Source organism: Marinobacter goseongensis (assembly GCF_023156235.1).
GTDB classification, from domain to species: Bacteria; Pseudomonadota; Gammaproteobacteria; order Pseudomonadales; family Oleiphilaceae; genus Marinobacter; species Marinobacter goseongensis.
In genome coordinates, this window is record NZ_JAKZAI010000013.1 from 1 (window position 1) to 13099 (window position 13099).

Genomic DNA, 13099 nt, shown 5'->3' on the forward strand with positions numbered 1-13099 from the left:
CCATGTGAGAGTAGGTCATCGTCAGGCTCTTAATACCCAAACCCCAGCATCCTTGATGCTGGGGTTTTTTATTGCCTGAACTTCGGTGCGTCTTTTGATGCGGTTACGGATTCACCGTTATGGCAGCCAGATTTCGAACACCCCGCCACCCAGGCGCCCGTCATTGTGCAGGTGGATGCTGCCACCACGCTCACCCTCGCTGTGCAGGCGCGCGACCGATGACGCAAAAAACAGCCCGAGGCTGGTACTACCGCTGTTGAAATCCAGTGATTTGAAGTTGGGGGTGCCGGTATGCTGCATGCTCTCAGGGTAGCCCTGGCCATCGTCTTCAACGCCAATAACAAGGTAGCCGTCCCGCTCACAGGCAGTCAGCAGGATACGACTTCGGGTATATCGGATGGCGTTGTTGATGGTGTTGTTCAGTACCCCGGTCAGCAGGTCATCATCAAAAAAACCATTCATGTCTTCTGCTTCAACGGCGTATTCAATGCCCAGGCCCTGGAGCAAAGGGGTATGACGTGCAACGTGCTCCGCGAGAAAGTCCGGTACAAAGTGCTCCTCGATGTGGGCCGAGAGGTTATTCTCTCCGAGACGGTATATGCCCAGCAGTTGCACCAGATCGTTGTGCATGCGTTCCGCTTCGTATTGCAACGTGTTAAATCGTGATGACTCGCCCAGACTGGCTTGGTGATCCGCACGGAGCTCATCAATGGAGTTGAGCAACATGCCCAGCGAGTTCTTCATATCATGGACTGCCGAGGCAAGAACCATGGAAAAGTCGATGGAGTTGTCCCTGGACCGCTCATCACTGGCTGGCGTAGAGTTCATGTTGTCATTCCTTTCAGTTTTCTGGACAAGGCAACGTAGCGGCGGTGCTGACGGTGCTGCTCCGGTAGGCTGCCAAGCCGATCCAGGCACTGCTGGCACTGAACAAGGAGTTGCGGATCAGCCTGGCCATCGTGGTATTGCTTCATCAGCACCTGGACCAGGTTGAGGTTTAGGGCGGCATGGCCGGGCACAACCTTGAGGGCTTCGGTAAACTCGCAGACGGCGGCCTGAAGGTCTCCTGATTCGAACGCCTTGATACCATCCCGGTTGCAAGCCCTCGCCTGAAGTTTCTGGCGGAAACCAACCGGTTCATCCAGCAGGTTTTCAATCCTTTGCAGAACCTCGGGCTGATCGTCGAAACGTTGTGCCAGTTTCGCAAGCAGGGATTTGGCCTGGTCGTCTCGCCCAAGCCGGAACAGGGTTTTGGCGAAGTCGATTCCGGTATCCGGGTCCATTTTGTCTGGATCGGAAAGCGATTCCTTGACGGAATCGAGAGCTTTTTCGGCCTCCTGAATGCGCTCCTGTCCCGCATGTACCCGTGATTGAATCAGTCTGCTCCGGACCACCAGCGCCGACTCGTCATCCGGAAAGCGTTTTTCCAGGCGCGAGAGCACCTTCAGGGCTTCGTCAGCGTGCTCGGAACCCTCATCACTGAGATCGCCATCCGACAGGTCGGAAAGCGACTGACCCAACGCCAGATAATGGTCGGGGCTGTCGTGTATGGAGTGGGTCCCAAGTACCACGGTCTGCCGCCACGCATCCGAGGCCGTGGACATGTCCTGATTGGCGGTGGCAAGCCGGGCAAGCTGGCGATGGCGTAGGAGGGCGTTGGGTGAATGCTCGGCTGCCTTTTCAAGAACCTGTTGCGCCTGCGTGAGGCGGCCCAGGCGTTCAAGGCCCTCCGCCAGAAGATCGTAGGCTTCCATATAATCCGGGTGCTTGCTGATCAGTTCTTTGAGTGCGGCGACGGCGTCATCGTAATTTTGCGTCGCGAGCAGGATTTTGCCACGCCCCAGTCTGGCCCAGGACAGATCACGCTGCCCCATGACCTCGTCGTAGATCTTAAGTGCATGGCTGAAGTCCCCGACCTGGTAGTAAAGATCGGCCAGGGTTTTCATCAGCCAGGTCCTGTAACGGGGTTGCCTCGGTAAGGCTTCCAGGCACAGGGCGATGGCCTGCGGATAGTTTTCGCGGTCAATCTCCCGGTTGATGGGAAGCAGTGCACTGCGCTGGCTGATTAGGCCAGCCAGGCGTTTCTCCAGCATGGCACGGTTGATGGGCTTGGTCAGATAGGCGTCGGGCTGGTATTCCCTGGCGCCCATCACCATTTCTCTTGAGGTTTCCGCCGTGACCATCAGGAACAGCGAGGACCTTTTCAGCAGCTTCTTATGTCGTAATTCTTCAAGAATGTGCTGGCCGTTCTTGCCTTCCCCGAGGTTGTAGTCACACAGCACCACATCCACGTGGTTATAGGCACAATATTGAATGGCCGGTGCGGCATGAGAGACCAGTTCAATCTTGTCGGCGCCACAGCTTCTTAGCATTTGCCGCATCGACAGGCGGAAGTTCTCGAAGTCATCGATGATCAGATAATGGAGCTTTCCGAAAATATTTCCGCCGGTGGTTCTTGCTGTATCGGTCATGGGCGCTTCTGTTTCAGCAGCTTGTTAACCAGCGCCCGCAGTGCCGCAGGTTTCACCGGTTTGTAGAGAATCTGATAACCCCGTGAAATGGCGTCTTCCCTGACCTCAGGAGCCATGTAGCCAGTAATCAGTATGCCCGATATATCATTGCTGAATCCAACTCTGAGGGTATCCATGGCGTCGAGACCATTCTTGTTGTCGTCAAGCTGATAGTCAGCCAGAATGATGTCGGGTTCCTCGCCGTTCAGCTTCAGGCGAGCGTCCTCCAGGCTCTCCGCTGCGGTGACATCACACTGCCAGTTGCCCAGCAGCGCCGCCATTCCATGGAGAATAGCAGGGTCGTTGTCGATACAGAGCACGTGAAGACCGCCCAGACTGGAAACCCGGCGTGACTGGCTCTGGGTTCTGTTCGCTACCATTTGTGTAGCTTCCGGGGCAGCCGTCGGCACGGTGATACTGAAGGCACTGCCGCGGCCCTGCACGGAGTGAACATTGACCGGGTGGTTGAGCATGCCACTGATCCGGTCCACGATCGCAAGGCCGAGGCCGAGGCCTTTCTTGTCCCGGCCATGCTGGAAGCGCCGGAACTCCTCGAATATGTGGGCGAGCTGGTCATCGGGGATGCCCGGCCCGGTGTCCCACACCTCAATACGGATGTAGCCCTTCAGTCTGCGACAGCCCAGAAGAATCTTGCCTTCCGGTGTATAGCGGATGGCATTGGACAGGAAATTCTGCACCACCCGGCGCAGGAGCTTGGCGTCCGAACGGATCCAGACAGTGCTCGGCACTACGTGCAACTCGAGGCCCTGATCCTTGGCGATCGCTGAAAAATCAGTTGCCAGGTGGCGCATGATGTCATTGACCGGAAACGCGCCAATATCGGGTTCCAGCGCCCCCGCGTCGAGTTTCGAGATGTCCAGCAGAGTGCTGATGATCTCTTCCGCCGCGCCGAGGGAGCTGTCGATATGTTCGACAAGGTCTTTCATGTCCCCGTCACCGGCCTTGCCGGCCAGCGCGGAAGTGAACAGCCTGGCGGCGTTCAGGGGCTGCAACAGGTCGTGGCTCGCAGACGCCAGGAAGCGGGTTTTGCTCTGGTTGGCCTGCTCCGCGACGGACTTGGCTTTCAGCATCTGTTCGTTAATGACCTGGAGCTCCTGAGTGCGCTCCTTGACCCGTTGCTCCAGGTAGATATTGGTCTCTTTCAGGGCCTGCTCGGTACGTCTCATGGCCGTGATGTCCTGAAACGTCGTGGCGTAGCCGCCGCCCGGGATCGGGCTGCCGTCAATCCGCAGCACGGTGCCGTCGGGGCGCTGGCGCTCATAGGACATGGGGCGCCCGTCGCGCATGCTGTTGCAGCGGTCGACAATGATCTCGTCGATCCGCCGTGCTGACAGGTTGGCGTTGGTCAGGTTATACCGCATCAGATCTTCGACCGGGCGCCCCACGCGCACATAACCGGTGGGGTAGTTGAAGAGCTCCAGGTAGCGGTGGTTCCAGACCACGAGTTGCTGCTGGTGATTGACCACCGACACGCCGAGGCTGATGTTTTCGATGGCCGACTGCAGCAGCTCCCGGCTGAAGGTCATTGCCTGGGAGGCTTCATCGACAATGCTGACCACGTCCTCGATCTGCATGTCCCGTCCGGTGAGGGTGGACTCCAGCACGACACGGGCCGTTGACGCACCGATCACCGACGCGAGTTGCCGCTCGATGTATTTCATCAGGTGGGAGGAAGCGGGTCGCTGAGGATGCAGACGAATCGCGTTGCGGCGCTCGTAGTTGCGGAAGAGGGTTTCCGAACGCTCCTCGCCCATGAAACGGTCGGTCAGCGCCTGCAGGTCTGAAGTCAGAATTTCTCCCTGCCAGGTCTGGTGCTGCGGCGTTTCCGCCTTGGGCTGGGGGTCATGGAAGAACGATGCAATCTGGATTTTTTCCCGCACCCGTTGCCGTGTCAGCATGGAGAGCACGATGTAGGTTACGGTATTGATGCCCAGGCTCCAGACAATGCCGTGGCTGGTGCGATCAAGTTCGAGGCCGAAAAGTGCTGTCGGCCGGGTCCACGCCAGCCCCCACACGCCCTTGTCGATCAGCGATTCGGTCAGCCAACCGGTTGAAGCCAGCGCTGGCAGCAGCAGCGTGTAGCACCACATCAGGAAGCCCAGACCAAGGCCCCAGGCGGCGCCGGTGAAATTGCCCCGCCGCCAGATAATGCCACCCACCAGTGCCGGTCCGAACTGGGCCGCCGCCGCAAACGACAGCAGGCCAAAGGCCGTCAGGCTGTAGTCCGCGCCCGCCATGCGGTAGAAGCCGTAGGACGTGAGCAGCACCACGAAAATTGCAACCCGCCGAATGCTGAGCAGCAGGTAGCTGAGATCGGTCCGTTTGTTCATGCGCGGGCGGAAGAATTTGAGCAGCGCAGGCATGATGATTTCGTTACTGACCATGGTGGCGATGGCCACCGAGCAGACAATCACCATGGCTGCGGCTGCCGACCCGCCACCGAGAAAGGCCAGGATCGCCAGCCACTCTTCGCCCGCGAGGATCGGCAGTTTGAGAATGAGTATGTCCGGGTCAGTACTGGCGGCTTCCGGGTAGAGCAGGCCGGCCGCCGCGATGGGAAGCACAAAGGCGCTGGCGATGATCAGATAAATCGGCATGGCCCACCGGGCCGTTTCGAAATCCCGGTGATCGGTGTTTTCCACCACCATGACATGGAACTGGCGGGGCAGGCAGATGATGGCGAGCATCGCCACCAGCGTCTGGGTAATGAACGCCGGCGCCTCGAGTCCATCGGTGGTCAGGGTGCCGGTGAGGTCGGCCTCGCGAACGTTGGCCAGCAGGTCGCCAAAGCCCCCGAACAGACCGAATCCGACGAACAGACCCACGGCAACAAAGGCGACAATCTTGATCAGCGACTCGAACGCTACGGCCTGGATCATCCCGCGGTGATGCTCGGTGGATTCCAGGTGGCGGGTGCCAAACAGCACAGTGAACACGGCCAGCACCAGAGTGATGTACCAGGCGGAATCGTTCCAGGCCGCCGTACTCAGTTCCTGGTAACCGTTGCCGGTGTCCGAGAGCACGTTGAAGCCCATGGAGATGGCTTTCAGCTGCAGAGCGATATAGGGCACGCTGCCAATCAGCGCAAAGGTGGCGATCATGGCCGCCAGAATCTGGGACTTACCGTAGCGCGATGCGATGAAGTCCGCGATGGAAGTGCTGTTGTTGCGCTTGCTGATGTAGATGATCCGGCGCAACAGAGGCGCGCCAAACACGAAAACCAGCAGGGGACCGAGGTAGATCGGCAGGAAGCCCAGCCCTTCCTGAGTGGCACGGCCAACCGCGCCATAGAAGGTCCAGGAGGTAAAATAGACTGCCAGTGACAGGGCGTAGATATGGGTGCGCGCCCAGCGTCGGCGATAGAGGCCCGGGTGGCGATCGCCCGCCCAGGCAATGGCGAACAGCAGCGAGATGTAAGTGATGGATATGAGAACTAACAGCCAGCCACTGAGCATATACAGGCGTTCCCGTTAAACGAAAATTGCTGTCAGACCCGAAACACCGGGTCAGTTACAAGCGGCCCCCAACAGCCTGTCTCCGCCGGACAAGGTGCGCAGCTCATTCAGGTCGGGCTGGTTACTCCGGTCGAAAGGAACAAGCTCACGGGTATCGCAGTTGAGCAGATACATCTTGTGGGAGACGGCATCGGTATAAGACTGCTCAAACCGGTAAAGATTGAACCGTACTACGTTCTTACCGGGGTTGTCCCGGGCAACGCTCTCGGTGTCCAGCACCGTGAAAGCGGTCACCTGAGGAACCACATAGGTCCAGGGGCGCCAGGGCGCGCCGTATTTTTCTGTGCTTACGACCATTGCTTCCCCGGGAAGCATGGTTTGCTTGTGCTCAAACCAGTTGTACTCCATGTACACCAGATAACCCAGCATGCCCGCTCCGGCAAATACCGGGATAATCCACTTGGGCGCTTTCTTGCGGGTGAGGGCGCGGATGCCAAGGGCCAGGCCCGCGGCGCCCAATCCGGAGAAAATGGTCGCTACAAAAGTCCAGAACATAATCGGGTTTCCTCAAAAAAGAACGGGCTCCCTCACAGAGGAAGCCCGTTCGGGATCAACCGTCAGCCAAAGACTGGAAGCGGTTGATTTGTTGCTTAGTGGTCTTGGGCAGAACCGGCACCACGCGGGTAACGGACGCTTTCGACCAGCTCCTGAATTTCAACGGGCGGTTCTTCAGTCGCGTAAGAGACTGCAAAGGCTACCGCAAAGTTGATCACTGCACCAACTGCACCGAAGGAGAGCGGGGAAATGCCCAACAGCCAGTTGTCCGGTGTGTTGGCCAGGTTGTTGGTCTCGGGGATGAAGAACCAGCCCAGGTAGATGAAGATGTAAACCAGGGTTGCACTCAGGCCCGCCAGCATACCGGCAACCGCGCCCTTGTTGTTCACGCGCTTCGAGAAGATGCCCATCATCAGCGCCGGGAAGAGGGAGGCCGCAGCAATGCCGAAGGCCAGCGCTACCACCTGAGCCGCAAAGCCTGGTGGGTTGGCGCCCAGGTACGTCGCAACCACAATGGCAACCGCCATCGAGATACGGGCCGCTTTCAGCTCACCTTTCTCCGTTATCTTCGGATTGATGGAGCCCTTTATCAGGTCGTGACTCACCGCCGAGGAAATTGCCAGCAACAGACCTGCGGCGGTGGACAGTGCCGCGGCGAGTCCACCCGCAGCGATCAGACCGATAACCCAGCCGGGCAGGTTGGCAATTTCCGGGTTGGCCAGTACGAGTATGTCGTTGTTGACCACCAGCTCGTTGCCGGCCCAACCGCGGCTTTCCGCTTCCGGAGCAAAGGCCTCGGAATCGTTGTACAGCTGGATACGACCGTCGCTGTTCTTGTCCTCATAGGTGATCAGCCCGGTCTGCTCCCAGGTAGCGATCCACTCCGGACGATTATCGTATTCAATCGGCTCAGCCGCGGGGCCTTCCGGATAGATGGTGGTCATCAGGTTCAGGCGGGCCATGGAGGCAACAGCCGGCGCAGTCAGGTACAGCAGGGCGATGAATACCAGGGCCCAACCGGCAGACCAGCGCGCGTCAGTGACTTTCGGCACGGTGAAGAAGCGGATGATGACGTGGGGCAGACCGGCGGTACCGATCATCAGCGATAGGGTGAACAGAACCATGTTCAGCTTGTTGTCCACGTCGGCCGTGTAATCCCGGAAGCCCAGTTCGGTGATGACCTGGTCAAGACGCTCGAGAAGGGGCAGGCCCGATTCAATGTGCGTAGAGAACAGACCCAGCGGCGGAATCGGGTTGCCGGTGAGTTGCAGCGAAATAAAGACCGCAGGGATCGTGTAGGCAACAATCAGAACGCAGTACTGGGCCACCTGAGTGTAGGTGATGCCCTTCATGCCGCCCAGAACGGCATAGATGAAGACCACAACGGCGGCAATCATCAGGCCGGTAGTGGACTCAACCTCCAGGAAGCGTGAGAAGGCCACACCCGCACCGGCCATCTGGCCGATAACGTAAGTGACCGAGGCGACGATCAGACACAGCACCGCAACCAGGCGGGCCTGTTTGCTGTAGAAACGGTCACCGATAAACTCCGGCACCGTGAACTTGCCGAACTTGCGCAGGTAAGGAGCCAGCAGCATTGCCAGCAGCACGTAGCCGCCCGTCCAGCCCATCAGGAACGTGGAATTGGCGTAACCGCCGGCGGCGATCAGACCCGCCATGGAGATGAAAGATGCCGCAGACATCCAGTCAGCACCGATGGCCATACCGTTGGTCACCGGGTGAACGCCGCCACCGGCGACATAGAAATCCTTGGTACTACCGGCCTTTGCCCAGATGGCAATGCCGATATAGAGGAGGAAGGACCCCCCCACGAACAGCAGGTTGATTGCAAATTGGCTCATTTGATCTTACTCCTCGTGTACGCCGAATTTCTCGTCGATTTTGTTCATGCGCCAGGCGTAGAAGAAAATCAGAGCGATGAAGGTAAGAATCGAGCCTTGCTGGGCGAACCAGAAGCCAAGGTCGGTTCCGCCGATGGCAATGCCGGACAACAACGGGCGAAGCAGTATGGCAAAACCATAGGAAGCCAGAGCCCAGATAACGAGACTCCCGAATATGAGGCGGAGGTTCGCCTTCCAGTAATTTTCAGCGTCGTAGCTATGACCTGACATAAGATCACTCCTGTGTTGTTGTTGTATAGGTTGGGTAGGGTTCTGGAGAGCAGTAACCGTTAGAGAATTTATTATTCATATAGGTGTTTCTCCGACTTGTTGACTACTTCGACTTTACCGGTCAAGGGATTTATAGATATTGGCAAAAAGTCTAATTCTCAGTCATTTGCCGAAGAAATTACGTTTTCAGGCGGGTCTTCGAGGCTCAGATTCGATGCATGTTTTTCAGGCGGCGGTAATAGCGAAGTTTTTCGGTCAATTCGGCGAGGGTTGAGACGCCGGTTTTGTGGGCCTTGTTCAATGTCACCAGCGTCAGCTCTGCGGTGACCATGGCATCCGCTGCGGCGTGGTGACGAGCGCTGACTTCCAGACCAAAACGGTCTGCCCAGTGGTCAAGGCTATGTCCGCCGGTCCGGGCCTCCGGGAAAAAGGCCGGAAGCAGCTCAGCAACATCGATCCAGGTGTGCCTCTGGGTGTACCCGAGTACTTGTTTGAAGGTCTTTTCCAGGAACTTTTGGTCGAAAGCAGAGTGATAGGCCAGCACCGGGTCGCCGTCCATCCAGTCCAGCAGATAGAGCAGGGCATCCTCGGTTTCGTGGCCCCGTGTCAGTGCTTCCGGGCCGATGCCATGGATCAGCACGGTTTCGCTGATATCCAGTTCGGGTCGGCGCAGGATAAGATCAAACTGGTCCCCCAGAGGGATCACGTTGCCGCTGATGGCCACTGCGCCAATGGCGATAACCTGGTCCTTGGACGGATTGAGGCCGGTGGTTTCGAGATCCAGCACGATCAGGCGACATTCCGACAATGCCTGGGGCCCCGCAGACTTCGGGGTGGGCAAGTGTGCCGGGTCGAGTGCGCCGGCGCCTCCCACCCTGCGACGCTCGAACCATTGCCGGATATGTTCCAACATGTTGCCACGCCCGTGATTCACAGCTGGTACGTCACTTCCAGCTTCTGCTGGAGACGTTGTGCCTGGCGGAATGACTCGCGAAGAATCCTCCGGTCCAGGGGGTTCAGGTCATCGGGGTTGATGTAGTTGGATAGCGGCTCACCGCGCTCCAGCATTTCCTGATGCGCCCGCATGCGGATGGCCTGGATCAGGCTGTACGCCTCTTTCCAGGCATTGGCATCCTTGGGATCGAATACTTCTTTGGTGGCCAGGCGGTCCATGCGCTCCAGGGTGTTGGCTTCTTCCACCCCATTCGCCAGTGCGAAGACGCGGACCGCCTCCACGAAGGGCGCCAGCCCCTGGCGTTTGAGATCGAGGTTGCGTTTCTTGCCGTCGGGCGCGTAACGGAAGTTGCGGAACATGGTGAGTGGCGGCCGGCGGGTAATGGCGTTGCCGGCGAGCATTTTCTGGAACAGCGGGTTTTTACGAATTCGGGTCAGCACCTTGTCAAACAGCGCGTCAAGAGGCTCCATGGGGCCGAATACGGCCCGCATGTCCAGAAAAATCGATGAATAGACCAGATTCTGGGGGGTCGAGGCATCGATGAAACGGATAAACCAGTCGTCCCACTCTTTACCGCTCAGGCACAGCTTGGGGTTGCTGGCCATGATGTTGCCCTTGCACAGGGTGAAACCGCACTCGGCCAACTCCTTGTTCACCTGTTCCGCGAAGGGCAGGAGCTTTTCGCGGACCTGATCTTCGGTCATGCCCTCCGGTGTCTCGAACAGAATGCCGTTGTCCTGATCGGTCAGCAGGGTTTGCTCTTGCCGGCCCTCGCTGCCAAACGTCAGCCAGGTGAATGGAATGCCCGGGTCATGCTTTTTGATGTTGAGTTCGAGAACGCGCCGGACAGTCACGTCGTTAAGAGTAGTGATGATCTTCACCACCTGGCCGGAATCGGCGCCATGAGCGAGCATGGCGTCCACCAGTCGGGACACATCGGTGCGCAGGCTCACCAGCGTTCTCAGATGGCTGGCGGTGCCGATGGTGCGGGCCAGGTTCACCAGATCCACCCGTTGCAGGGAGAACAGGTCCCGCTCCGAGACAACACCGATCAGGCGGTGATTCTCATCTACCACACAAAGGTGGGCGAAGTGGTGCTCCGCCATCAGCATTGCCGCCTCGAACGCGTCAGAGTGGGAGGTCAGGCATATTGGGTCCCGGGTCATCACCTGCCCGATCGGGGTGTCCAGCGGGCCTTTTTCTTCCGCCACCATGGTGCGCAGGTCGCGGAGGGTGAAAATACCGATGGGATGGCGTTCATCATCGGTGACAATAATGCTGCCTACGTTGTTCTCGTGCATGCGGGCGACGGCCTTGCGCACTGGCAGATCCGTAGAGCACACAATGGGGTTCCGGAGCGCGTACCGCTCCAGCGGCGTGTCCAGAGAGTTACTGGAGCCCATGGAGGCCATAGCGCCGGATTGAATCCGCTGATTGACCTGGTCCAGCAGACTGCTGACGCCCCGCAGACAAAAATCGCGGAACGAATCGCTATCAGAAAACAGGGTGACAAAGGCGTCGTGCTCGATACTCAGGCAGAAGGTATCGCCTGCCGCCCGGTGGAGCGTGCGGGTGGGGCGCTCACCGATCAGTGCCGCGAGCGGAAAACACTCGCCCTGACTGATTTCAAAGGTGGTTTCGGTTTTATCGTCCTTTTCATTGTGGCGTTCACCACGGATCCGCCCCTGCTTGACGATGTAGAAGCGTCTGACCGGACCGTCCTCTGGCGACAACACCGCGTCATCATTGGCATAGAACCGCAGCGAGGCGTGCTCAGCGAAGTGGGCGAGGTGGGTGTCGTCCATGCTTGAGAACGGCGCATGCTCGCGCAGGAAGGTCATGATTGCGCGAGTATTCTGGGGGCGTGGCGTGTCCTGGGATGCGGCAACCATAGTTTTGTCCAGTTTACTTGTGATCGCCCCCCGAGTGTAGACCACTTCGTGGCGATGTAACCCTAAGATTTTCGTCGAAGACGACCTGCCATCTCTGCCTTTATACGCAACGGGCCTGATGGTAAAGTTTCGTCACCTCCTACGCTGAACGACATTGCCATGACGACCAAAGAAGAGCGATTGAGCTTTCTGGAAGAAATGAAGGATGTCCGGCGCATCCGCAAGCCCAATCGCGCAGAAACCCGCGTGCCGAAAGAATTGACGCCCGGTCATCTGGAGCGTCAGCGGGCCGCGGTGGAGCAGCCGCTCAAGGACAACAATCCTCTGACGGCGGATATGGTCGAGCCCCTGACAGCCCACGACATCCTGAGCTGGCAACGTCCCGGTGTCCAGCACGGGGTTTTCCGCAAGCTGCGACTGGGCCAATACCCCATCGAAGCCCGGCTGGATCTGCACCGCATGACAGTCGAAGAGGCTCGCAGGGAAGTGTTTGCGTATATAAACGATTGCATTCGCTATGGGCTGCGCACGGTGATCATCCTGCACGGTAAAGGTGAACGCAATCCAGACGGCATCGCCCAGTTGAAAAGCCATTTGGCGAAGTGGTTGCCAGAGCTGGACGGCGTGCTTGCCTTCCATTCGGCCCAAAAGCACCATGGCGGCACGGGGGCGGTGTATGTCATGGTGCGAAAAAGCGATCGCGACAAGCAGCATAACCGTGAGTTACACGGAAGCCGTTGAGTTTTGCGTCAGATAATTCATTCTTTTAGATTCACTGATTCCGGCGCCGCCGGACGTTGGAGATTTTATGTTCAAGAAACTGTGTCTACTCGCGTGCCTATCCCTGGCATTGGTCGGTTGTAAGGATCGGGTGATCTGGAACGACAATGGCAAAGTAGATGATGCCACCGAGAATCGCGAAGTGTGGAATACCCGGGGCGAACTGGACAAGGGTGACCGCAAGATCTGGACCGACAAAGACGGTAATGACGTCGTCAAGTAATGCACGCAGGCGAGCGGCCAGCGCGACGATAAACCAGGGCGCCCGGAAAGATGAGGCGCCCTGCCCAATCTCTGAGAGGAAACAGTAATGGCCCTGAGCCTGACGGTGAACGGTGAACGACGCACCCTTGAGGTGGACCTGGACACGCCCCTGCTGTGGGTGATTCGGGACGAGCTCGGTCTCAAGGGCACCAAATTCGGTTGCGGAGCGGGGCTGTGTGGCGCTTGCACCGTTCATCTGGACGGTCAGCCCGTGCGGTCCTGTTCGACCCCGGTGGAGGTGGCTCAGGACAAGTCGGTGACCACCATTGAAGGCTTGGGCACCGAGACGAAGTTGCATCCGCTGCAGAAGGCCTGGGTGGAGCATGGGGTGCCGCAGTGCGGCTACTGTCAATCCGGGCAGATCATGAGCGCGGCGCACCTGCTGGAGCACAATCCGTCGCCCGCGCGTGAGGACATCGTCGCTGCGTTGAGCGGCAACCTGTGCCGGTGCGGCACCTATTCGCGGATTATTGCCGCTGTGGAATCTGTCGTGGACGGCAGCACCTCCGCCGCCAACCGGCAGGAAGGGGCGTGA

The 13099-nt window shown here is 58.5% G+C and carries 11 protein-coding genes; 3 read left to right on the plus strand and 8 right to left on the minus strand.

The genetic code is table 11. The features are described from left to right. Positions 1–117: 117 nt before the first annotated feature. The 8 genes from MLC70_RS12720 to MLC70_RS12755 all read right to left on the minus strand — a co-directional run bounded on the left by MLC70_RS12720 (position 118) and on the right by MLC70_RS12755 (position 11520). Positions 118–828, minus strand: a complete 711-nt coding sequence (locus tag MLC70_RS12720; protein WP_248184293.1) for a sensor histidine kinase — start codon at positions 826–828, stop codon at positions 118–120. Further along, positions 825–2471, minus strand: coding sequence for a tetratricopeptide repeat-containing response regulator (locus MLC70_RS12725; RefSeq protein WP_248184295.1), 1647 nt, complete (start codon positions 2469–2471; stop codon positions 825–827). Before MLC70_RS12725 ends, MLC70_RS12720 begins: the two co-directional genes overlap by 4 nt. Continuing rightward, positions 2468–5986, minus strand: a complete 3519-nt coding sequence (locus tag MLC70_RS12730) for a hybrid sensor histidine kinase/response regulator (protein ID WP_248184298.1) — start codon at positions 5984–5986, stop codon at positions 2468–2470. The genes MLC70_RS12725 and MLC70_RS12730 overlap by 4 nt, the downstream gene beginning before the upstream one ends. 51 nt (positions 5987–6037) lie before the next feature. Next, entirely contained in the window at positions 6038–6541 is a 504-nt protein-coding gene (locus tag MLC70_RS12735) for a hypothetical protein (RefSeq protein WP_248184300.1), read from the minus strand. A gap of 95 nt (positions 6542–6636) precedes the next feature. After that, complete coding sequence (locus tag MLC70_RS12740) at positions 6637–8403, minus strand: sodium:solute symporter family protein (RefSeq protein WP_248184303.1); 1767 nt, start codon at positions 8401–8403, stop codon at positions 6637–6639. Positions 8404–8409: 6 nt separating this feature from the next. Continuing rightward, positions 8410–8673 (minus strand): DUF4212 domain-containing protein, encoded by a 264-nt coding sequence (locus MLC70_RS12745; RefSeq protein WP_248184304.1) that lies wholly within the window; start codon positions 8671–8673, stop codon positions 8410–8412. Positions 8674–8878: 205 nt separating this feature from the next. After that, positions 8879–9586 carry a 3'-5' exonuclease gene (locus tag MLC70_RS12750; protein WP_248184306.1) on the minus strand — a complete coding sequence of 236 codons (708 nt, stop codon included), beginning with the start codon at positions 9584–9586 and terminating at the stop codon, positions 8879–8881. Positions 9587–9603: 17 nt separating this feature from the next. Then, positions 9604–11520 (minus strand): putative nucleotidyltransferase substrate binding domain-containing protein, encoded by a 1917-nt coding sequence (locus MLC70_RS12755; RefSeq protein ID WP_248184307.1) that lies wholly within the window; start codon positions 11518–11520, stop codon positions 9604–9606. Positions 11521–11679: 159 nt separating this feature from the next. On the opposite strand from MLC70_RS12755, the gene smrA reads away from it, so the two are divergent. The 3 genes from smrA to MLC70_RS12770 all read left to right on the plus strand — a co-directional run bounded on the left by smrA (position 11680) and on the right by MLC70_RS12770 (position 13099). Beyond that, positions 11680–12261 carry a DNA endonuclease SmrA gene (gene smrA, locus MLC70_RS12760; RefSeq protein ID WP_248184309.1) on the plus strand — a complete coding sequence of 194 codons (582 nt, stop codon included), beginning with the start codon at positions 11680–11682 and terminating at the stop codon, positions 12259–12261. A 67-nt stretch (positions 12262–12328) separates the two neighbouring features. Next, positions 12329–12523, plus strand: coding sequence for a hypothetical protein (locus MLC70_RS12765; protein WP_248184311.1), 195 nt, complete (start codon positions 12329–12331; stop codon positions 12521–12523). An 87-nt stretch (positions 12524–12610) separates the two neighbouring features. Next, a complete protein-coding gene (locus MLC70_RS12770; RefSeq protein ID WP_248184315.1) occupies positions 12611–13099 on the plus strand; it encodes a (2Fe-2S)-binding protein in 489 nt (162 codons plus the stop codon).

Bases quoted from the DNA above. Each gene is read 5' to 3' on its own strand.
- MLC70_RS12720 (WP_248184293.1), bottom strand. From the start codon at position 828: ATGAACTCTACGCCAGCCAGTGATGAGCGGTCCAGGGACAACTCCATC.
- MLC70_RS12730 (WP_248184298.1), bottom strand. From the start codon at position 5,986: ATGCTCAGTGGCTGGCTGTTAGTTCTCATATCCATCACTTACATCTCG.
- MLC70_RS12735 (WP_248184300.1), bottom strand. From the start codon at position 6,541: ATGTTCTGGACTTTTGTAGCGACCATTTTCTCCGGATTGGGCGCCGCG.
- MLC70_RS12725 (WP_248184295.1), bottom strand. From the start codon at position 2,471: ATGACCGATACAGCAAGAACCACCGGCGGAAATATTTTCGGAAAGCTC.
- MLC70_RS12765 (WP_248184311.1), top strand. From the start codon at position 12,329: ATGTTCAAGAAACTGTGTCTACTCGCGTGCCTATCCCTGGCATTGGTC.
- smrA (WP_248184309.1), top strand. From the start codon at position 11,680: ATGACGACCAAAGAAGAGCGATTGAGCTTTCTGGAAGAAATGAAGGAT.
- MLC70_RS12770 (WP_248184315.1), top strand. From the start codon at position 12,611: ATGGCCCTGAGCCTGACGGTGAACGGTGAACGACGCACCCTTGAGGTG.
- MLC70_RS12745 (WP_248184304.1), bottom strand. From the start codon at position 8,673: ATGTCAGGTCATAGCTACGACGCTGAAAATTACTGGAAGGCGAACCTC.
- MLC70_RS12750 (WP_248184306.1), bottom strand. From the start codon at position 9,586: ATGTTGGAACATATCCGGCAATGGTTCGAGCGTCGCAGGGTGGGAGGC.
- MLC70_RS12740 (WP_248184303.1), bottom strand. From the start codon at position 8,403: ATGAGCCAATTTGCAATCAACCTGCTGTTCGTGGGGGGGTCCTTCCTC.
- MLC70_RS12755 (WP_248184307.1), bottom strand. From the start codon at position 11,520: ATGGTTGCCGCATCCCAGGACACGCCACGCCCCCAGAATACTCGCGCA.